At 71.8% G+C, this 21,247-nt stretch carries 14 protein-coding genes and 1 riboswitch; of the genes, 7 read left to right on the top strand and 7 right to left on the bottom strand.

Annotated features, from left to right (window positions below; translation table 11 throughout):
• Positions 1-659: PspC domain-containing protein (locus M8J73_RS16805; protein WP_372503961.1), on the bottom strand; the 659-nt coding region annotated here is incomplete at its 3' end.
• 571 nt (positions 660-1,230) lie between these two features.
• On the opposite strand from M8J73_RS16805, the gene M8J73_RS16800 reads away from it, so the two are divergent.
• On the top strand, positions 1,231-2,520 hold the full coding sequence (locus M8J73_RS16800; RefSeq protein WP_055542026.1) for an ATP-binding protein: 1,290 nt from the start codon (positions 1,231-1,233) through the stop codon (positions 2,518-2,520).
• 203 nt (positions 2,521-2,723) lie between these two features.
• A complete protein-coding gene (locus M8J73_RS16795; protein ID WP_055542025.1) occupies positions 2,724-3,446 on the top strand; it encodes a LuxR C-terminal-related transcriptional regulator in 723 nt (240 codons plus the stop codon).
• A 306-nt stretch (positions 3,447-3,752) separates the two neighbouring features.
• On the opposite strand, the gene M8J73_RS16790 is transcribed toward M8J73_RS16795, so the two are convergent.
• Positions 3,753-4,826: a C40 family peptidase gene (locus M8J73_RS16790; RefSeq protein ID WP_055542024.1), complete on the bottom strand. Its 1,074-nt coding sequence runs from the start codon at positions 4,824-4,826 to the stop codon at positions 3,753-3,755.
• A gap of 460 nt (positions 4,827-5,286) precedes the next feature.
• Between M8J73_RS16790 and M8J73_RS16785 the strand changes: the two genes are divergently transcribed.
• Positions 5,287-5,640: a hypothetical protein gene (locus tag M8J73_RS16785; RefSeq protein WP_055542022.1), complete on the top strand. Its 354-nt coding sequence runs from the start codon at positions 5,287-5,289 to the stop codon at positions 5,638-5,640.
• A 101-nt stretch (positions 5,641-5,741) separates the two neighbouring features.
• On the opposite strand, the gene M8J73_RS16780 is transcribed toward M8J73_RS16785, so the two are convergent.
• Entirely contained in the window at positions 5,742-6,935 is a 1,194-nt protein-coding gene (locus M8J73_RS16780) for a C40 family peptidase (RefSeq protein WP_249828764.1), read from the bottom strand.
• A 9-nt stretch (positions 6,936-6,944) separates the two neighbouring features.
• Positions 6,945-7,119: riboswitch (cyclic di-AMP (ydaO/yuaA leader) on the bottom strand.
• Between the two features lie 275 nt (positions 7,120-7,394).
• Between M8J73_RS16780 and pcrA the strand changes: the two genes are divergently transcribed.
• Complete coding sequence (gene pcrA / locus M8J73_RS16775; RefSeq protein ID WP_055541319.1) at positions 7,395-9,893, top strand: DNA helicase PcrA; 2,499 nt, start codon at positions 7,395-7,397, stop codon at positions 9,891-9,893.
• 164 nt (positions 9,894-10,057) lie between these two features.
• Here the strand turns inward: pcrA and M8J73_RS16770 are convergent, their stop codons facing one another.
• Together M8J73_RS16770 and M8J73_RS16765 are read right to left on the bottom strand one after the other, a co-directional pair.
• On the bottom strand, positions 10,058-11,632 hold the full coding sequence (locus M8J73_RS16770; RefSeq protein WP_055541320.1) for a M23 family metallopeptidase: 1,575 nt from the start codon (positions 11,630-11,632) through the stop codon (positions 10,058-10,060).
• 353 nt (positions 11,633-11,985) lie between these two features.
• On the bottom strand, positions 11,986-12,846 hold the full coding sequence (locus tag M8J73_RS16765) for a lipase family alpha/beta hydrolase (protein WP_055541321.1): 861 nt from the start codon (positions 12,844-12,846) through the stop codon (positions 11,986-11,988).
• A 695-nt stretch (positions 12,847-13,541) separates the two neighbouring features.
• On the opposite strand from M8J73_RS16765, the gene icmB reads away from it, so the two are divergent.
• Positions 13,542-13,958 (top strand): coenzyme B12-dependent isobutyryl CoA mutase small subunit, encoded by a 417-nt coding sequence (gene icmB / locus M8J73_RS16760; RefSeq protein ID WP_055541322.1) that lies wholly within the window; start codon positions 13,542-13,544, stop codon positions 13,956-13,958.
• A 216-nt stretch (positions 13,959-14,174) separates the two neighbouring features.
• Here the strand turns inward: icmB and M8J73_RS16755 are convergent, their stop codons facing one another.
• Together M8J73_RS16755 and M8J73_RS16750 are read right to left on the bottom strand one after the other, a co-directional pair.
• The gene (locus M8J73_RS16755) at positions 14,175-15,803 is read right to left on the bottom strand and encodes a DUF5691 domain-containing protein (RefSeq protein WP_055541323.1); all 1,629 of its coding nucleotides are present in this window, start codon (positions 15,801-15,803) and stop codon (positions 14,175-14,177) included.
• 142 nt (positions 15,804-15,945) lie between these two features.
• Positions 15,946-17,304: an SWIM zinc finger family protein gene (locus M8J73_RS16750; RefSeq protein ID WP_055541324.1), complete on the bottom strand. Its 1,359-nt coding sequence runs from the start codon at positions 17,302-17,304 to the stop codon at positions 15,946-15,948.
• 133 nt (positions 17,305-17,437) lie between these two features.
• Here M8J73_RS16750 and M8J73_RS16745 point away from each other — a divergent pair, with 133 nt between their 5' ends.
• Together M8J73_RS16745 and M8J73_RS16740 are read left to right on the top strand one after the other, a co-directional pair.
• A complete protein-coding gene (locus M8J73_RS16745; RefSeq protein WP_055541325.1) occupies positions 17,438-18,619 on the top strand; it encodes an ATP-binding protein in 1,182 nt (393 codons plus the stop codon).
• Positions 18,616-21,144, top strand: coding sequence for a DUF5682 family protein (locus tag M8J73_RS16740; RefSeq protein ID WP_249828763.1), 2,529 nt, complete (start codon positions 18,616-18,618; stop codon positions 21,142-21,144). The genes M8J73_RS16745 and M8J73_RS16740 overlap by 4 nt, the downstream gene beginning before the upstream one ends.
• Positions 21,145-21,247: the final 103 nt, after the last annotated feature.

Here is a 21,247-nt window from a genome sequence, read left to right as displayed (position 1 = left end):
CGCCCACGGGTCTCGCCAGGGCCCCACAGATAGCCCGTGCTGCCCACGTGAGTGCCGTCCTTGACTATCGGGTCCCGCCACCACGACGGATAAGAGGCAGCCACAGGCGGTGCCTGGGCCTCCGGCGGAGCGTCGGCCACGGCCTGGGCTGCCAACGGGTCGGTGTCGGGGGTGCCTCGCTGCCGCGACCAGTAGCCCGCGCCGGCCAGGAGGAGGGAGACGATCACGGAGAACGTCAGGACGGTGCTGTTGCCCAGCATCGTGAGGAACACGCCGCAGCCGACCAGCGCGAAGAGCACGGCCGCCAGGGCCTGACCGTCTACACGGCCGGTGAGCAGCTTCCGTACCTCGTTCTCCTCTTCGTCGTCGTACGGCACGAACAGCCAGGCGAAGCCGTAGAAGATCAGGCCGAGCCCGCCGGTCGCGGAGAGCACCGCGAGCACGATCCGGAAGATCACCGGGTCCATGTCGCACTGCCGTCCGAGGCCGGCGCAGACACCACCCAACATCTTGTACCGCCGGTCACGGCGGAACCCCTGAGGGGCGACCGGGGCGCCGACGGGATCACCGGGAGCGGCCTGCCCCGCCGGACCAGCAGAGCCGCCGGCGGCGGCTCGGTCCCTCGGATCACCCTCACCCGAGCCGGCCGAGCCGCCCAAATTGCCCGAGCCGTCCGACCCCACTGAGCCGCCCGAACCCCCCGAACCCCCCGAACCCCCCGAGGCGCCCGGGCCAGCCGAACCGCCCGGGTCAACCGAACCGCCCGAATCAGTCGGACCGGCAGTATGCGCGCCGTAGGCCGCTTGATCCGCAGGCGCACCCGCACCCGGATACCCCTCCGCACCGGCATGCGCATCCGTGCCCGCACCCCTGTGCATACCTGTGCCCGGGCGTGTGCCCGAGCCCGCGTGCGGTTCCTTCCCCGGGCCCCGGCCCTCGTGTGCGCGCGGCTCCTCTGCCGTGCCCGGCGCGGGCACGGCGTCCTGCGGCTCGGTGGTCGGCCGCGGGGAGTCGGGGCCCGAGGGGGGGCCCGACTCCGATGCCGCGTGCTGGTGATCCGTCATGCGTCCATCGTGACCGCCGTGCCGGTTCGATGGCAGTCGGGATGACCCTGGTCGAACCCTGATATACACCCGGGGATGCGTTCGATCATGGCTCCGCCGAAGATCAGGGGCGTCTCGGGGATCGACCCTGATGCCTCGATCGGCCGTGCGTGTGAACATCGATGGCATGCCGGAAGCCGCAGCACTGCCCATCGACACTCCGCGGCCCCCGCGCAAGCTCTACCGCAGCAGCGACGGTCGCTGGCTCGGCGGAGTGGCGCGAGGGCTCGCAGGGCATCTCGGGCTGCCCGTGGTCTGGGTCCGGCTCGTGTTCGTCGGCCTGTTCACGGCAGACGGCCTGGGCGCCCTGGTGTACGCGGCGTTCTGGTTCTTCGTGCCGCTCGGTGTCGGTGGAGTCGACAATCAGCGGCCCTCGGCCATCACCACCGAGACGTCACCCGACGGCCGCCGCAGACTCGTGGCCCGCCGGCCCGACCGGGGCCAGATCGTCGCCCTTCTCCTCATGGTCGTCGTGGCCATGGTCTTCGTCGGCAATGTGAATCTGGGGGACGGCGCCCGAGCGTATCTCTGGCCGACGGTGCTGGTCGCCGCCGGTGTGGCCCTCGTCTGGCGGCAGGCGGACAATGCCCGGCGGGCACGCTGGGCCGAGGTCGGCCGCCGTCGGCGCACCATCACCCTGCTCCGCTCGGTGGCCGGAGTCCTGCTCGTCACCGCCGGCGTCTCCGGGATATTCGTCCTGCAAGGCTCCGCCGCCCACCTCGGCTCGGTGCTGCAGGCAGCGCTCGCGGTCCTCGTGGGGATAGCCCTGCTGGCGGGCCCTTACCTCGTCAGGATGACCCAGGACCTCTCCGAGGAGCGCCTGATGCGCATCCGCGCCCAGGAACGCGCGGAGGTCGCGGCCCATGTCCATGACTCGGTGCTGCACACCCTGACGCTGATACAGCGCAACGCGGACAACCCCAACGAGGTCCGCCGCCTGGCCCGTGCCCAGGAGCGCGACCTGCGCAACTGGCTGTACAAACCCGAGGGCACCGGAAAGGACGAGGACGACGAACCCGACACCCTCGCCGAGGCCGTGCGGCGCAACGCTGCGGAGGTGGAGGACAAGCACGGAGTGCCCATAGAAGTGGTCGTCGTCGGCGACTGCCCCCTCGACGAGGGACTGACCGCACAGATGCAGGCCGCGCGCGAGGCGATGGTGAACGCCGCCAAGTACGGTGGCGAGGGCGGCGCCGTACAGGTCTTCGCCGAGGTCGAGGGAAGGACGGTCTTCGTGTCCGTGCGTGACCGCGGTCCCGGCTTCGATCTCGACGCGATACCCGCCGACCGCATGGGCGTCAGAGAATCGATCATCGGCCGCATGGAACGGAACGGCGGTACGGCACGGCTCCGCGCCGTACCGGGCGGCGGCACGGAGATCGAGCTGGAGATGGAGAGGGCGGAGACGACGTCATGAGTGACGCGAACGAGCCGAACGACCTTGCCGGGCAGAGCGGTTCGGGCACGGAACCGACCGTGGGCCGGGGAGGCGGCCGGGCCGCGCAGGAATCCGGCACCGTGCCCGCTGGCGGCCGGCAGGGCGAGGCCGCACGCCAGGGGGAGTTCAGGGACCCCGATGTCTCCGATGCGCCGGCTTCCGACGGGTCCGCTTCCGGCGCTTTGGGTGCTTCTGGCGGGCTCTTGGCCGGGGGAGAGCCGGAGGCCGCGGTGTCCGGGCCGGGGCGGCATGTTCGGGTCGTGCTCGTCGACGATCACCGTATGTTCCGTACGGGAGTGCAGGCCGAGATCGGGCAGACGGAGCGTACGGGAGTCGAGGTCGTCGGGGAGGCTCCTGACGTCGACCAGGCGGTCTCGGTGATCACCAGCACTCGCCCCGAGGTGGTGCTCCTGGACGTCCATCTCCCCGGTGGAGGCGGAGTGGAAGTCCTGCGCCGCTGTTCGGCGTTGATGGCGGACGCCGAACGGCCGGTTCGCTTCCTCGCGCTGTCCGTGTCGGACGCGGCGGAGGACGTCATCGGGGTGATCCGGGGCGGTGCGCGGGGCTATGTCACCAAGACGATCACCGGCACCGACCTCGTCGACTCCATCTTCCGCGTCCAGGACGGGGACGCCGTGTTCTCCCCGCGGTTGGCCGGCTTCGTCCTCGACGCCTTCGCCTCCACCGATGCCCCGCCCGTGGACGAGGACCTCGACCGTCTCACCCAGCGTGAGCGTGAGGTGTTGCGTCTCATCGCCCGCGGCTATGCGTACAAGGAGATCGCCAAGCAGCTCTACATCTCGGTGAAGACCGTGGAGTCCCATGTCTCCGCCGTGCTCCGCAAGTTGCAGCTCTCCAACCGGCATGAGCTGACGAGGTGGGCGACGGCACGACGGCTGGTGTAAGGCCGAGCGACCAAGGGGGCTAAGGCAGAGCGACCCAGGGGGACGGGATCGCGATCCCGGCCGCGCCCGCCGGACCGGCCGGCCTCTCTCGACTCCGGCCTGCCGCCGACCCACGCCCCCCTCCTGGCCTACCCCCAGACCCCCGGCGCTGCCCCCCGGGCCCCGGGCCTGCCGCCACGCCACCCGCTGCCGCGGCTCTGCCGGCCCCGTCGCGCGGCGCTGTACCTGCACGGCAGCGTCGGCGCGGGCCCCGGCGGCCGGGTAGTCCGGCCGCCAGGGCCCGCTCACTCCGCACTCACTCCGCCCTCAGGCCACCCGCGTGGCGCCGGCGAACGGCATCTCGTCGAGAGGGGCCACTCGTACCGGGGCGGAGGGGTTCGGGGCGTGGATCATCTGGCCGTTGCCCACATAGATGCCCACGTGGCTGATGCCGGAGTAGAAGAAGACCAGGTCGCCGGGGAGTAGTTCCGCGCGGGAGACGCGGCGGCCGGCGCCGATCTGGCCGTAGGTGGTGCGGGGGAGGGAGACCCCGGCGGAGCGGTAGGCGGCCTGGGTGAGGCCGGAGCAGTCGAAGGCGTTGGGGCCGGTGGCGCCCCAGACGTACGGGCTGCCGAGCTTGGAGTACGCGTAGGAAACGGCCGAGGCGGCACGGGGATTGGGGGCCTCGGAGGCGGAGGAGGCCGGTGAGACCGGGCCGGTGACGGTGCGCGGGGAGGAGAGGGCGGAGCGCGAGGCGTGGCCGGTGCCGGGGCTGCTCAGACGGGTGCGGTCCTCGGGTGTGAGGCGGTCGAGGAGCCGCCGTGCCTCGGCCAGCTTCGAAGTGACCGTCTTCTTGTGCTGCTTGACCTCCTGCTGCTTGGTCCTGAGGGTGCCCAGTTCGACGCGGGCGGCCCCGCGGAGCCGTTCGATCTCCAGTAGCTGCTGCCGTACGCCGGCCACATCGGCCGCCTGCCGGTTGCCGACACGTTCGGCGAGGGCGGCGTTGTCGAGGTACTGGTCCGGGTCACCGGAGAGCGCCAGCTGCCACGACGGGTCGATGCCGCCGGTCCGGTACTGCGCGGTGGCCAGCGAACCCAGCTGCTCGCGGGCGGAGTTGAGCCGGTCGGTGCGGCGGGCCGCCTGGTCGCGCAGTTCCTCCAGGTTCTCCTGCGCCTTGTCGGCCTTCTCCTTGGCCCCGTTGTACTTGTCAGTGGCGACCTCCGCCTCCTCGTACAGCTTGTCCACCTTCGCCTTGATCTGCTCGGGCGTGAGGTGGGGGTCGGCGTGCCCGATACCGTCGAAGCCGGTCGCGGTCGCCGCGCCGGCTAGCGCGAGGGTCGCGGCCGTGCGGACCGTCGGGCCGCCGAGCGAGCGCTGTCTGGGCTTGCGGTGCGCTGCCACGTGGGACTCCATGTCCTCTCGTACGACCGCCGTCCGTGCGTCGGAGCGCACAGACCGCCTGGGGGAGCGGTGACGCATCCGGCGGCGGCCCGCACAGGGGGGAGCGGGACGCCGCCGGACTTTCTCGGCGGTGGTGTCCGACTGCCGCCCCTGGCCCGGGCGGCGGTGGGGAGCCGGTCACCTGAGGGAGGACGCTAAACCTGACTGTGTCGGGCCGGTAACGCCTTGTACGGAAGTGGCGCGCACCGACCGCGAGGTGACCTTATGTGACCATGATCCCGCCCTGGCGCCGCCGTAATCACGCTGCGCGATGACCGATGCGGCGATTCCCGGCCGGAGAGGGGCGAGACGGTGCTATAGGCGCATATATGCAAGATCGATCCCACTGTCGCCGGGTGCGGCGCAGCGCCCCCCTCCCCCGGTGCCGGGCCGGTCGGCGCCTCCTCATTAGGCTCCGCCCATGGACGTACTCATCCACCTCTTCGTCGCGCTCCACATCATCGGGATCGCCGCCCTCCTGGGTGGTTTCCTCACCCAGATGAAGGCCATGGGTCAGGGCACCGCCCGCTTCGTCCCCGCCATGCTGCACGGCGCGCTCACCATGCTGATCACCGGAGCGATCCTCGTCGGCCTCAACCAGGCGGACGACCAGCCCGTCAACAACATCAAGATCGGCATCAAGATGGCGTTGCTGGTCGTGATCCTGGGGCTGGTGTACGTCAAGCGCGACGAGGAGGCCGTGGACAAGTCGCTGTTCGGGCTGGTGGGCGCACTCACCATGGCGAACATCTTCATCGCGGTGCTCTGGACCTGAGTCGGCCCACCTCCCCGGCGAACCGGCCGTGAGGACCGCCCGTACGAACCGGTCGTACGGACCAGCCGCACGACCGGTCGCGTGAACCGGCCGCTCGACGGTTACGCCGGCCGCACCACGCTGTGGATGGAGGACTCGCCGTCGTAGAAGATCGACTCCTCGCGGACGTAGGTGCCCGGCTTCGGGGCGTGGATCATCATGCCGTTGCCGATGTAGAGACCGACGTGGCCGATGTTGTCGTAGAAGAAGATCAGGTCGCCGGGGCGGGCGGCGGAGAGCGAGACGGTCGTACCGGCGTTGACCTGGTCGTAGGTGGTGCGGGGGAGGTCGACGCCGGCGGCCTTCCAGGCGGCCTGGGTGAGGCCGGAGCAGTCGTAGGAGCCGGGGCCGGTGGCGCCCCAGACGTACGGCTTGCCGATCTGCGCGCGGGCGAAGGCGAGGGCCTTGGCGGCCTTCGTGGCGTACGTCGAGTCCTCGACCGGCGTCGTGGTCTCGGTGGACGGGGACGTGGATGGAGAGGTGGAGGTGTCCTGAGGGGCCTCCTGTGTCTCCTGCGTCTCCCGGGCCGCCTCGGTCCGTGACCCGGCCGCCGCCTGCTGCCGCGCCAGCTCCTCCGCCTTGCGGTCGGCCTCCTCCTGCTTCCGCTGCTCGATGTCCGCCAGCCTGGCCTTCTCCTCGGCGGTGAGCTGGGAGAGCAGTTCGCGGGCCGCGGCGAGCTTCGCCTGGACCTTGGCCTTGCTGGACTTGAGGGCGTTCTGCGACTCGGTGAGCTGCTCCAGGCCCTCGGACGCCTCCTGGCGCCGCTGCGAGGTCTCCGCCTGCTGCGAGACGTACTCGTCGACGGCCTCCTGCTGGCGGTCCGTCAGCCGGTCCATCAACTGGTTCTGGGCGAAGTACTCCTGCGGGTCGTCCGCCAGGAGCAGGGCCGCCGTGTCGGGGGCGGCGGCGCCCGTGCGGTACTGGGCGGCCGCGTACGAACCCAGCTCCTCACGCGCTTCGTTGAGCTTTTCCGTCCGCTTCGCGACATCGTCGAGGAGGCTGTCGACCTGTTTCTTCTGCTTTGTGGTCTTCTCCTTGACCGAGTTGTACTTCTCGGTCGCCGTCTCCGCCTGGCGGTAGAGGTCGCCTACCTTCTTCTCGACCTCCTCCAGGCTTGGCTTGTCGTCGGCCGAGGGGGCGGCGGTGGCCGTCTGGGAGAGCAGGGCCACGGAGGTGAGGGCGGCGGTGGCGAGAGCGGGGGTGCGGATGCCCGCGCGCGTCCGGCCGGCCGGACGCGGCTTGCGGTGCGGCGCCATGGTTCGGCGACTCCTTCCGTAGTCCGCCTACCGAGTTAGCTGTCGGGTTCGGGCGCAAGCTTTCGGAAGGTTTGCCCTACGACCCTCGCCGCGTACGGCGGGCGGGTCGATTCACCCCAGAGGTCGGTGGGTCCCCGGCTCCGGCTGCCGTGGAGGGGCGCACCGGACTCGGCGGAGGCCGTGCGGCCCGGCGACGTTCGCCGGTTGGGTCGTACGGCCTGACCCAAGACGCTAGCCAACGGGTGTGGTCCGTGTGAAGGTTGATGTTCGATATGCCCGATACGTTTTCGTGACCTTGGCCTCGCCGACACGATAGGTGCTACGTTCGATCGCTCACCGTGATGGGGTGGGTGCGACCGGTGGCCGACGGCTCCGCGGGGCGCGGTTCGGAGCGTGCTCCGCACGGACTTTCCGGGGCGGCCCCTCGCTGTCAGTGGGGGCGCCTAGACTCGGAGAGCGATGAGCAGCCTCTTTGACGACAGCTTCCTGGCGGACCTCCAGGCCCCCCGCGGCCGTGACGAGGAGCCCCCGCCGCCGCCCGAGGACGATCCTGTGCCGGAGTCGATTCCGGACGATCTGTTCGGCGGGAAGTTCGACGTGCCGCCGGACCGGGACGCCTACTACCGCGACGGCGCCCCGCGCCCCGCGATCGACGCGGCGGCGCTCCTGGACGGGCTGAACGAGAACCAGCGCGCGGCCGTCGTGCACGCCGGCTCCCCCCTGCTCATCGTCGCCGGCGCCGGCTCCGGCAAGACCCGCGTGCTCACCCACCGCATCGCCCACCTGCTCGGCGAGCGGAACGTCCACCCGGGCCAGATCCTCGCGATCACCTTCACCAACAAGGCCGCGGGCGAGATGAAGGAGCGCGTCGAGCAGCTCGTGGGACCGCGGGCGAACGCGATGTGGGTCATGACCTTCCACAGCGCCTGTGTCCGCATCCTGCGCCGCGAGAGCAAGAAGCTGGGCTTCACCTCCTCCTTCTCGATCTACGACGCCGCCGACAGCAAGCGCCTGATGGCCCTGGTCTGCCGTGATCTGGACCTCGACCCCAAGCGCTTCCCGCCCAAGTCCTTCAGCGCCAAGATCAGCAACCTGAAGAACGAGCTGATCGACGAGGAGGACTTCGCCGCCCAGGCCACCGACGGCTTCGAGAAGACCCTCGCGCAGGCCTACGCGCTCTACCAGTCCCGCCTCCGCGAGGCGAACGCGCTCGACTTCGACGACCTGATCATGACGACGGTCAATCTGCTGCGCGCCTTCCCGGACGTCGCCGAGCACTACCGCCGTCGTTTCCGTCACGTCCTCGTCGACGAGTACCAGGACACCAACCACGCCCAATACGCCCTGGTCAGAGAGCTGGTCGGCACCTCCGAGCACCCCGTCGACGTACCCCCCAACGAGTACGACATCCAGCCCGCCGAGCTGTGCGTCGTCGGTGACGCCGACCAGTCGATCTACGCGTTCCGCGGCGCGACGATCCGCAACATCCTCCAGTTCGAGGAGGACTACCCGAACGCGACGACGATCCTGCTCGAACAGAACTACCGCTCGACGCAGACGATCCTCTCCGCCGCCAACGCCGTCATCGAGCGCAACGAGTCCCGCCGCCCCAAGAACCTGTGGACCAACGCGGGCGCCGGCGCGCAGATCACCGGGTACGTCGCCGACACCGAGCACGACGAGGCCCAGTTCGTCGCCGACGAGATAGACCGCCTCACGGACGCGGGCCACGCGAAGGCCGGGGACGTCGCCGTCTTCTACCGGACCAACGCCCAGTCCCGTGTGTTCGAAGAGGTCTTCATCCGCGTCGGCCTGCCCTACAAGGTCGTCGGCGGCGTCCGCTTCTACGAGCGCAAGGAGGTCCGGGACGTCCTGGCCTACCTGCGCGTCCTCGCCAACCCGGAGGACTCGGTCCCGCTGCGCCGCATCCTCAACGTCCCCAAGCGGGGCATCGGTGACCGCGCCGAGGCGATGATCGACGCCCTCTCCCAGCGCGAGAAGATCAGCTTCCCGCAGGCACTGAAGCGCGTCGACGAGGCGTACGGCATGGCAGCCCGGTCGACGAACGCGGTCAAACGGTTCAACACGCTGATGGAGGACCTCCGGACCGTCGTCGAGTCCGGCGCAGGTCCCGCGACCGTCCTGGAAGCGGTCCTCGAACGCACGGGCTATCTCGCCGAGTTGCAGGCGTCCACCGACCCGCAGGACGAGACCCGCATCGAGAACCTCCAGGAACTCGCGGCCGTGGCCCTGGAGTTCGAGCAGGAGGCCGGCGCGGCGGAAGGGGAGGGCGCGACCTCCGCGAGTCTCGCCGAGTTCCTGGAGCGGGTCGCCCTGGTCGCCGACTCCGACCAGATCCCCGACGAGGACGAGGACGGCTCGGGCGTCATCACGCTCATGACCCTCCACACCGCGAAGGGCCTGGAGTTCCCCGTCGTCTTCCTGACGGGCATGGAGGACGGCGTCTTCCCGCACATGCGTGCCCTCGGCCAGACCAAGGAGCTGGAGGAGGAGCGCCGCCTCGCCTACGTCGGCATCACCCGCGCGCGGGAACGGCTCTATCTCACCCGGTCGTCGATGCGCAGCGCCTGGGGGCAGCCGTCGTACAACCCGCCGTCCCGCTTCCTGGAGGAGATCCCGGCGAGCTATCTGGAGTGGAAGCGCAAGGGCGGCTCCGCGTCGATGCCCTCGGGCCCGGCCGGCGGGATCGCGTCGTCGCTGTCGTCGTCGCGCTCCCGTTCCTCCGCGTCGGGCGCGTCCGGCTTCGCCACTCGTCGCACCAACGAGAAGCCGGTGGTCTCCCTCGCCGTCGGCGACCGCGTCACCCACGACCAGTTCGGCCTCGGCACGGTCATCGCCGTCAAGGGCACGGGAGCCAACGGAGAGGCGACGATCGACTTCGGTGACGCCAAGCCGAAGCGGCTCCTGCTGCGGTACGCGCCGGTGGAGAAGCTGTAGCGAGACCCGTCGGAGGCTCGGCGAGGAGCCTCCGACTCCGCCTTCGGTGACATGACTCGGGCCCCTGCTCAGCAGGGGCCCGAGTCTCGTTCCTGAGCTTGTTCGGCCGGGCGCGGTCTCGTCCGATACGCCGGTTGGTACTGCTTGGTGCCGGTCGGTGGCGGTTACGTCGGGTCCAGTCCGTGGCTGCGCAGCCACGGCAGGGGGTCTATGGCCGAGCCGCCCGCGGGGTGGACCTCGAAGTGCAGGTGCGGGCCGGTCGAGTTGCCCGAGTTGCCCGAGTAGGCAATGACATCGCCGGCCTTGACCGTCGCACCGGAGGCGACCTTGTATGTGGAGAGGTGGCAGTACCAGGTCTCGGTGCCGTCCTTGGCGGTCACGATGACCATGTTGCCGTAGGCCGGGTTCCACTGGGTGCGCACGGTGCCGTCGGTCGCGGCCATCACCGGCGTGCCGTACGAGACGGGGAAGTCGATACCGGTGTGCAGCGACATCCAGTTGACACCGGACTGGCCGTAGTACGCGCTGAGCCCGTGCTTGGCGACCGGCAGTGCGAACTTCGGCCGCAGCCGCTCCTTGCGGGCCGCCTCGGCCGCCGCCTTCTTCTGCTCCAGCTCCTGCTGGGCCTTCAGGTCGATGCGCTCCTGCGTGCGGCTCGCCCGGTCGGCGAAGTCGTCCGCCTCGGCGGACAGGCTCTCCAGCTGGGTGTCGAGCTGATTGTTGGCGGCGGACGGCTTCACGGCGGTGGCGTCCGACTTGGTTGCCGCCGTCGTCTCCGTCTCGCCCCCACCGATGCCGACCGAGGCCGCCGCGATACCGGCGACACCCATGACACACGCCGAGGGAACGGCCACCGTCAGCAGGGCGGAACGTTTGGCCGGGGCGCGACGACGTGACCGCGAGGCCGCGCGAGCGGCTGCTCGGCCCGGGCTCGCCGCGGCGGCCGGGGTGGCCTCCTCCTGGTCGTCGAGGAGCGCGGCGCCGCCGGGCTCGGACTCGCCGTCACCGGAGAGGGCCTGATCGTCGTCGTACGGGGCGAGCTGCTCGAAGGTGGCGGTCGCCTGCTGGGCGAACTCCACGGCCTCGGGGGAGGGATGCTCGTGCGCGTTGGGCACCTCGGGGGCGCTGTCGCCGTGGTCGTACGACTCGGCGCCGCCGCCGTCGTGCTCGTCGGAGGCCTGCGTGCCCTCGGTGTTCCACTGCGTGGCGTCGAACACGCCCGTCGCGAAGTGCTGCACCCCGACCCACTGCTGGGTCTGGTCGGCGTCCAACTGATCGTTCTGGCCGAGCTGTTCGGCCTGCAGCCAGCCGCTCGCGTCCCACTGGCCGCTGGCGTCCGGGCCCTGCGACTGGCCGGGGACCTGGGCGAGATGCTCGTACCCGGCGGACCAGGACGTCGAGTCGTAGTTGCCCGTGTCGTACGCGGCCTGGTGCTGCGCCGCATACGGGTCGTAGTTCAGCGTCTGGTGGCTGCCCGTGGACCACTGGGAGGCGTCGTAGGAGCCGCTGCCCGCGTCGTTGCCGGGAAAGTCACCGAAAAGAGGGTCGGTCTCGAAGGTTCCGGTGGCGTTCGCCTGGGCACCCGTGCCGGAGTCAAATCCAGTGGCGGAGAAATCGCCGTACGTGGTGAAGTCGCCGTAACTGGCCCCCTGGTGGCCGTACGACGCGTAGTGCGCCGGGTCGGCATCGGAGGCCGGAGCCGGGGATGTTGCGGTCCCCGACGGGTGACGATCGTTCACCAACTTCTCTTTCGCCTCGACGACAGGGGCTGGCAGAGCAGTGCGGTGACTGTACCCGGCGGTACGCGGGCGCGACAATCTTCAACGGGTTTCGCGGTCGTAGGAAACGGGCATTCGAGCGTCTTTCGGCGGTCTGTGGGTACGAGTTTGGCTTTGCGTTCGAAGTTTGTTCGATAGTCGGCGGCTGTGCGGGGCCTGTGGGGCGGCCGAGTTCCGGGGTTTCGGGCGCTCCTCGATACGCGGGCGGGTCGTCTGTGGGGCGCGCGGATGCTGAGCGGAAGGGTGTCGCGGGTCCGGCGCATGGCAGGGGCGTGCGGGAGCGCGCCGGGTTTACGCCGATGTATCCCTTATTGTCACGCCACCGTCAGGCCGCCCGGGCGGGCGGCGGGGCGGGTTGCCGTCGGGGCCGCGTCCAGTGCCTGACGGATCTCGTTGGCGACGGTGGGGTGCACGGGCAGCGCGAGATGACCGATGCCGGTGACCTGGACATTGCGAACCATGAGGTCGGGGTGGTCGACGCAGGCGGTCTCCACCGGAACCATCACATGGTCGAAATCGCTCCAGAACGCCACGAAATGCGTGCGACAGCCCGGCGCCGGCTCACGCAGCTCCTCCAGTACGTCCGAACCCGGCCGCATCTGCCGGACGATCGGGTGCGCGTTCGCGAGGGGTGCGACCTGGGTGCCGCCGTGCGGGGTGCCCAGAGTGACGAGCGTGCGGACGCGGTGGTCGCCGCCGAGCCGCTGTACGTAGTACCGCGCTATCAGCCCGCCCAGGCTGTGCCCGACGATGTCGACCCGCTCCCGGCCCGTGCGCTCGCAGATGTCCTCGATGTGCCGGCCGAGCAACTCTGCGGCGGCACGGATGTCGAAGGTCAGAGGCGAGTAGTTGAGGGACTCCAGGTGCCGGCCGCCGTCCTGGGCGAGGGCGCGGCGCAGCAGCACGAACACGGAGCGGTTGTCGATGAAGCCGTGCAGGAGCACGACCGGAGGCTTGTCCTCCGTCGGCAGGCGGGGCGCGTCCGCCGAAGGGGGCGCGGGTGCGGTCCGGCGCTCCTGGATGATCCCGGACGGGTAGAGCAGCAGGTGTCCGGCGAGGATCGCCAGTTCCAGGGCGGTCGCCTTGAGGAGGGCGACCGAGAGGCCGGCCAGCCTTGCGGGCAGGAGTCGCTCGCAGAGCGGAAGTAGGGGCGCTGCCGCCCTGGTGACCTTCATGCCCGACCCTCCCGTCGGCAGACGGTCGGACGGCCGGCGTCCCCCGTATGCCCTAGTGGAAGGCCCGCGGCGCGGTCGGCGGGCGGCGAGGACGCGAAGCCTGGTCATCTGCGGCGCCTGATGCGTCCGCGCACATCCGGAGTGTCCGGATGCCTCCGATCCCTGCACCGCGTGGTGCGCCCGCGACGCGTGAGGCGTCGGTGACGCTACGGGAGCCGTCGATTCTCCTTCTGGCCCCCGCTGTCCTGCCGTCCACCGTCCGCCGGTGTCGATCCTCCGTCGCCGTGGCTCCCGTGAACGGCGAGGGCGGTGCGACACCTTGCTGACGGCCTTCCTGTGCGCCCGCTCCCGTTCGTGGCGCGCGTGGCACGGGGGCTGAGGTGCCCGGCACGGCTGCCGTGGCACCTCGATCCCCGCGACGCGTGAGCCGCGAGAACCGGGAGCGGTGCGCGGCGAACGTGTCCCATCGTGTGATTTCCCCCTCGGTCTCCACCGCGAAACTGCCGGTTGCGGGATGCTGGGGATAACGTTCGTTCACTTCCCCGGTATGTGGTGCGGGTAGCTGTTCCACGGAACGGATGGCATGCGGACATGCCCGGTGCGGCGGGTAGTGATATGTGCGGTTTTCGCGGTACGTGCGGTAGTGATGGCCGTGCTCTGTTACGGATGGGTGTAGTCGTTTCATGGAGGCAGTGATGGGTGTGGCAGCCGGTCCGATCCGCGTGGTGGTGGCCAAGCCGGGACTCGACGGCCACGATCGCGGGGCCAAGGTGATCGCGCGGGCGCTGCGCGACGCCGGTATGGAGGTCATCTACACCGGCCTTCACCAGACCCCGGAGCAGATCGTCGACACCGCGATCCAGGAGGACGCCGACGCGATCGGCCTGTCCATCCTCTCGGGCGCCCACAACACGCTCTTCGCGGCCGTCATCGATCTCCTCAAGCAGCGTGACGCCGAGGACATCCTCGTCTTCGGCGGCGGCATCATCCCTGAGGCCGACATCGCGCCCCTCAAGGAGAAGGGTGTCGCCGAGATCTTCACGCCCGGGGCGACGACGGCGTCGATCGTGGACTGGGTCAGGGCGAACGTCCGACAGCCGGCGGGCACGTAACCGCCCCCGCCGGTCTGCCGCCCCCTGGGCCCCCTGGGGATGAGGGGGCGGCTTTGCGGCAGGGGCCCGCGTATGTCGGTGTGGGCGCATTGGGGCCGGTCGCGTGCACCGCTGCGGAAAAGGCGTGGGGCGCAGCCCCAGCTTTTCAGGGGCGCGGGGAACTGCGCGAGAAACCCCACTCCACCCGCACCCGCCAACGAACCCCGCAGCCCCGAGCTACGAGGCGCCGACCCCGCCCGGCGGAACCAACTCCGCTCTCATCGTCGCGCGCAACCGCAACGTCGTCGCCAGGCGCTGGAACGCCTCGGCCCAGTAACCCCCGGCGCCGGGCGCCGCGTCCTCCGGTTCCTCCGTGGCCGCGGTGAGCGGTTCGAGCCGCGCGGCCTCGTCGGGGTCCAGGCATCTCTCCGCCAGGCCCATCACCCCGCTGAAGCTCCAGGGGTAACTGCCGGCGTCCCGCGCGATGTCGAGGGCGTCCACCACGGCCCGGCCCAGAGGCGGGGCCCAGGGGACGTCGCACACTCCGAGCAGCTGGAACGCCTCCGACAGGCCGTGCGTCCCGATGAACCCGGCGACCCACTCGGCCCGCTCGTCGGCATCCAAGGTGGCAAGCAGTTTCGCCCGCTCGGCCAGCGACACAGCTCCTGGCCCGCCCGCTTCCGGCGTGACGGGCGCCCCCAACAGGGCCCTCGACCAGCCCGGATCGCGCTGGCGCACCGCCGCCCGGCACCAGGCGCCGTGCAGCTCCGCCTGCCAGTCGTCCGCGACCGGCAGCGCCACCACCTCCTCCGGTGAACGGCCGCCGAGCCGTGCCGACCAGGCGTCGAGCGGGGCCGCCTCCACCAACTGGCCCAGCCACCACGACCGTTCGCCCCGGCCGGCGGGAGCCTTCGGCTGGACGCCGTCGCGTTCCATGCCGGGATCGCACTCGTGCGGCGCCTCGACCACGATCGTGGGCGTGTCGCCCGTACGGTCCACGGCCACGCACGCCGTCGCCCGCCGCGCCATCCGGCCGGCCAGAGCCGAGGTGGGCAGCGCGGACAGCAACTCGGCGGCGGTGGACCGCACGTTGCGGCTGCGGTCGGACAACGCGCCTTCCAGGAACGGCTCGTCCGCCGCCTCCAGTCCCGTCCGGAGCGAGTCGAGGAACATCAGCCGGTCCTCCGCCCGTTCCGTCGACCAGGTGGAAGCCAGCAACTCCCGTGCGGCGGGCGCGTCCTGGGCGCGCAGGGCGGTGAGCAGCGCCACCCGCTCGGCGAACAGGCCCTCCTGCCACAGTCGCCGTACCCGCTCCGGCTCGTCCGGGCCGGGCAGCGCCGAACCGCCGCCCGGCGCGGCCCGCAACGCGAAACGCCAGTCCGTGTTCAACCTGGCCAGCCACAACGCGCGCGTGCCCGCGAAAGTCAGGGCGGCTGTCCGTAGATCGGTACGGCCGCGCGCCGCGTCGAGCAGCGCGGGCAGCGTCTCCGGCGGTGCCGCGTACCCGTGCGCGTTGGCCAGCGCCAGCCACTGGGGCAACAGCTCCATCAGGTCCGGTGCCGTCCCCCGGCGGCCGCCGCCCGTGCCGGGCCGGTCCGTCAGCAGCGTCGCCAGGCGGCGAGCCGCGGCCGACGGCAGCGGAGGCCGTCCGTCCGGTGCGGCGGGCTGCGGTCCTGCCGCCGCCCGGACGGGCCGTAGCCCCGCCCTGCGCCGGACGGTCTCCACCGCCGCCGCGTCCAGCAGGGCCACGGGCGCCTCCCGGCCGGACGCCGACACCGGAGACGTACGGCGGTCCGTCCCGAGGAGCGCCGTCGTCACGAGCTCCTCCCAGGCGTGCCCCGCCTGTGCGGTCGACGTGCTGGTCATGAGGGTTCCTTCCGTACGGGGACGGCCGGGTGGGCCGGGCCGGTCGGTCGGCTGTTGCCGGTGCCGGTGCCGGTGCCGGTGCCAGTTCCTGTGCCTGTATCGATGCCGGCGTTGGTGTCGATGAACGCGGTGTGGGCTTGTCTCAGCACAGGGCCACCGCCTGTCCCGTCGGATCCTCCGGCCATGCCGTCAGCGGAGTGAAGCCCCGGTGGCCGCATTCGCCGAAGACCGTGACGGGGGCGCCGCCGGACAGGGCGACGAGGCGCCACAGGCCGGGGCGTGAGCGGGCGGACGGCGTGAGCGGCAGCGCCAAGTCGCCCTCCGGATCCGCCAATTGCCAGGAGTCGCCGTCCGGCGTGGGTATCACCCGGGCGAGCGTGACCGGGTACGAGTCGAGCCACGGGTCGTCCCGCAGGGCCTCGCCGTAACGGGCCGCCGCCTCGGCCGGAGTGATTCCGGGAGGCCGAATGTCCGCGGGCGCGGGCGCGGTGAACCGCTGGCCCAGGGCTGCTCGGAGCTGCCCGCCGCCCGGGTACGCCGCCACCTCCGCCTCGAACGCCAGGCCCACCGGCAGCGACAGCTCGGGTGCGCGGCCGGCGGCCCCGTACGACAGGAGTAGCGCCGTACGGCCCGACTCGGCGCCGTGGAGCCAGATACGGCGGGTGGTGAGGCGGGAGTCGGACGTGTCGTACTGGGCGAGGGCCAGCCAACGGTCACGGACCGGCGGTCCGTCCGCCGAGCCCGGCAGGCCGACACGGGAGCGGACCGTCGCCGCGAGTCCCTCCGGGAGGCTCTCGCGGCGCAGCCAGCCCTGGTCGAGAAGGTGGAGAAGGGCGCACTCCTCCAGGAGCCGGACCGGCCAGCCCGCGCCCGATCCCGGTATGGCGCCCAACTCCCGGACCCGCGCGGCGAGTCCGGGAGCCTGCGCGTCGACCATACGAGCGGCCGTCTCCTCCCACAGCCCGTACCCCGCCTGCTCCGCGGCGGCGAGGCCGCCGCGGAGCAGGTCGGTCAGGCGTTGTTCGAGCTCGGTCGCGCCCGCGGTGATCCGCTCGGCGCGCCGCTCGGCCCGGCGCCGCGCCGCCTCGGGGTCAGCGGACGTGGCCCCAGATGCCGCGCCCGTCCTCGTCGTCCTCTCCGCTGCGCGCCTGCGGCGGCCTTCCAGCCACTGCTCCGCCCAGTCCGGCGCCTGCCCAGGCGGCACCGCACCGGCGTCGCCCGCCCAGAGCAGCAGCAGTCCCAGCGCGTGCTTGCACGGGAATTTGCGGCTCGGACAACTGCACTTGTACGCGGGCCCGGATGAGTCCGCGACGTCGACCACAGTCTGATACGGCTTGCTGCCACTGCCTTTGCACAGTCCCCACACCGTCCCCTCGTCCGAAGTGCCCGCCTGCGACCACGGTCCGGCCGCGGCGAGTTTGCTTCCGGCTTTGCGCGAGGCTGCGTCAGGTGCCAGTGCCAGCACCTGCTCAGCCGTCCAGCGCACCCCCTGCTGAGTCATGTTTCGAAGGTAGATCCCACCACTGACAATTGGCTTGCGCCAATGGATTTCCGCAGGTCAGACTGGATTGTCAGTGGCGTGGTGCATCGTGGTCAGCAGATCCGAACCGGCCGAGCTGGAGGGGGACTCAGCCATGCCTGCGTCCGTAGAAACGACCACTGTCGACCCGAGCCACGACCAGTCCGCGCCCGCGAACGCGCACACGGATGCGCGCGTACAGGGCGCGCCCGCGGGCGGCGAGGAACTGCGCCCGCACGCCGAGCACGCCTTCGCCGGAGAACTTGCCGCGCTCGCGGCCCAGGACGACCGGCCCCGCCCGGTCCGCTGGAAGCTGTCGCCGTGGGCGGTCGCCACGTATCTCCTCGGCGGGACGCTCCCGGACGGCACGGTGATCACACCGAAGTACGTCGGCCCGCGCCGCATCGTCGAGGTCGCCGTCACCACCCTCGCCACCGACCGAGCCCTGCTTCTGCTCGGTGTGCCCGGCACCGCCAAGACCTGGGTCTCCGAACACCTCGCGGCGGCCGTCAGCGGCGACTCGACCCTCCTCGTGCAGGGCACCGCCGGCACCCCGGAGGAGGCCATCCGCTACGGCTGGAACTACGCCCAGCTCCTCGCCCACGGCCCGAGCCGCGACGCCCTCGTGCCCAGCCCCGTCATGCGCGCCATGGCCGAGGGCATGACCGCCCGCGTCGAGGAACTGACCCGTATCCCGGCGGACGTCCAGGACACGCTGATCACGATCCTGTCCGAGAAGACACTGCCCATCCCGGAGTTGGGGCAGGAAGTGCAGGCCGTGCGCGGCTTCAACCTCATCGCCACGGCGAACGACCGCGACCGCGGGGTCAACGACCTGTCCAGCGCCCTCCGCCGCCGCTTCAACACCGTCGTACTGCCGCTGCCGGAGAGCGCCGACGCCGAGGTCGAGATCGTCTCGCGCCGCGTCGACCAGATCGGCCGCTCCCTCGACCTGCCGACCGCGCCCGACGGCATCGACGAGATCCGCCGCGTCGTCACCGTCTTCCGCGAGCTGCGCGACGGCGTCACCACCGACGGCCGTACGAAGCTGAAGTCGCCCAGCGGCACGCTCTCCACCGCCGAGGCGATCTCCGTCGTCACCAACGGGCTCGCACTCGCCGCCCACTTCGGCGACGGCGTGCTGCGCCCCTCCGACGTGGCCGCGGGCATCCTCGGCGCCGTCGTCCGCGACCCGGCCGCCGACCGCGTCATCTGGCAGGAGTACCTGGAGGCGGTCGTGCGCGAGCGCGACGGCTGGACCGACTTCTACCGCGCCTGCCGCGAGGTGAGCGCGTGACGGCCCAGGACGAGCGGCGGGAGAGCGCGTGGCCGTCCGGCTCCGGGCCACTGCTCCTCGGTGTACGGCACCACGGGCCCGGATCGGCGCGGGCGGTGCGGGCCGCGCTGGAGGCGGCCCGGCCCCGGGTCGTGCTGATCGAGGGGCCACCGGAGGCGGACACCCTCATCCCGCTCGCCGCCGACGAGGACATGCGGCCCCCGGTCGCCCTCCTCGCCCACGCGGTCGACGAGCCCGGCCGCTCCGCGTTCTGGCCCCTCGCCGAGTTCTCCCCCGAGTGGGTGGCCATCCGCTGGGCCCTGGAGCACGAGGTCCCCGCCCGCTTCATCGACCTGCCGGCGACCCACACGCTGGCCTGGGGTAGGGAGGGCGCCGCGGCGGCCGAGCCGGAAGGACCGACCTCCACGGCGGAGGAACCGGCCCAGCAGGCGCAGGGGGAGACCATCCCGGAAGCGGAAGCGGAAGCGGAAGCGGAAGCGGAAGCGGAAGCGGAAGGGGAGCGGACCGGGGAAGGCGCCGGCGAGGCGGCCGACGAGAACGCCGGGGACGGCGGCGCGGGGTCCGCGGTGGACACGGTTCGGGTCGATCCTCTGGCCGCGCTCGCGGAAGCCGCCGGTTACGACGATCCGGAGCGCTGGTGGGAGGACGTGGTCGAGCACCGGGGCACGGGCGGGGACACGTTCGCGCCGTTCGCCGCGCTGGAGGAGGCCATGGGCGTGCTCCGCGAGATGGAGGTGACCGGCGGGCACGACCGCGACACCGTGCGCGAGGCGTACATGCGCTTGCAGATGCGGGCCGCGCAGAAGGAGTTCGGGGACGACGAGGTGGCCGTCGTGTGCGGCGCCTGGCACGTGCCCGCGCTGCGGGAGAAGCGGACCATGGTCGCCGACCGTGCCCTGCTCAAGGGGCTGCCCAAGGTCAAGGCGGACATGACCTGGGTGCCGTGGACGCACCGGCGGCTGGCCCGGGCCAGCGGCTACGGGGCGGGGATCGACTCACCGGGCTGGTACGGGCACCTGTTCGGCGCGCCCGACCGTCCCGTGGAGCGATGGCTGACCAAGGTGGCCGGCCTGCTGCGCGAGGAGGACCGCATCGTGTCCTCCGCGCACGTCATCGAGGCGGTGCGGCTGGCCGAGACGCTCGCCGCGATGCGCGGGCGCCCCCTGCCGGGCCTCACCGAAACCACCGACGCCGTACGGGCCGTGATGTGCGAGGGCTCGGACGTGCCGCTGTCCCTGGTGCGCGACCGGCTGGTGGTCGGGGATGTGCTGGGGGAGGTGCCCGAGGCGGCTCCGGCCGTGCCGCTCCAGCGGGACCTGGCACGGCTCCAGCGGCGACTGCGGCTCAAGCCGGAGGCGCTGGAACGGGAACTGGAACTCGACCTGCGCAAGGAGAACGACGCCGAGCGCAGCCGCCTCCTGCACCGGCTGCGGCTGCTGGGCGTCGCCTGGGGCGAGCCCACCGTGTCGCGGAGCAGCACGGGGACGTTCCGGGAGACCTGGCGGCTGCGCTGGGAGCCGGAGCTCGCCGTGCGGGTCGCCGAGGCCGGGGTGTGGGGGACCACGGTGCTCGCGGCGGCGACCGCGAAGGCCGAGGCGGACGCCGTCTCCGCCCGGTCGCTCGCCGACATCACCGCGCTCGCCGAGCACTGCCTGCTGGCCGAACTGACCGACGCGCTGCCCGTGGTGATGCGGGTCCTCGCGGACCGGGCCGCCCTCGACGCCGACGTCGCCCACCTCGCGCAGGCGCTCCCGGCCCTGGTCCGTTCCCTGCGCTACGGCGACGTCCGCGCCACCGACACCCGGGCGCTCACGGAGGTCGCCGCCGGGCTCGCCGAGCGGATCTTCGTCGGACTGCCGCCGGCCTGCGCCGCGCTCGACGTGGAGGCGGCACAGGAGATGCGCGGCCATGTGGACGCCGTGCACGGAGCAGTGGGGCTGCTGGGCGACACCGTAGGCGCCGGACGCGGTGACCTGCGGGTCCGCTGGCACTCCGTCCTGCGGGTGCTCTCCGGACGGGACACCGTGCCGGGCGTCATCCGGGGCCGGGCCGTCCGCCTCCTGCTGGACGACGGGGAGTTGGCGCAGGACGAGGCGGCCCGGCTCATGGGGCTCGTCCTGTCCCCGGGCACGGCTCCGGCCGACGCGGCGGCATGGATCGAGGGGTTCGTCGGCGGCGGCTCGGGCGGCGGCATGCTGCTGGTCCACGACGAACGGCTCCTCGGGCTGGTGGACACCTGGCTGACCGGGGTACCGGGGGACGCGTTCACGGACGTACTGCCGCTGCTGCGGCGGACGTTCTCGGCGTACGAGCCGGGAGTGCGCAGGACGCTCGGCGAGCTGGTGCGGCGCGGACCCGGGCGGGGCAGCGCGGTGGCAGCCGGCGGATCCGGCGCACCGGGCTTCGCGGCCGACCTCGACCACGACCGCGCGGACGCCGTGCTGCCGGTGGTGCGGCTGCTGCTGGGCCTGGACGACGACCGGGCCCACATCGACGACAACGACCTTGCGGGGGTGGCGGGATGACGACGGACGGACTGGGGCGGACGGGGCGGGCCGCGGAAGTGGTGGCCACCGGGGACGGCCACGCGCAGGGACCCCGGTCGGATGACCGGCCGACGACGACAGT

Source organism: Streptomyces neyagawaensis (genome assembly GCF_023516595.1).
GTDB classification, from domain to species: Bacteria; Actinomycetota; Actinomycetes; order Streptomycetales; family Streptomycetaceae; genus Streptomyces; species Streptomyces neyagawaensis.
The sequence above is the reverse complement of the archived record's forward strand: the minus strand, read 5'-3'. Positions and strand labels throughout refer to the sequence as shown.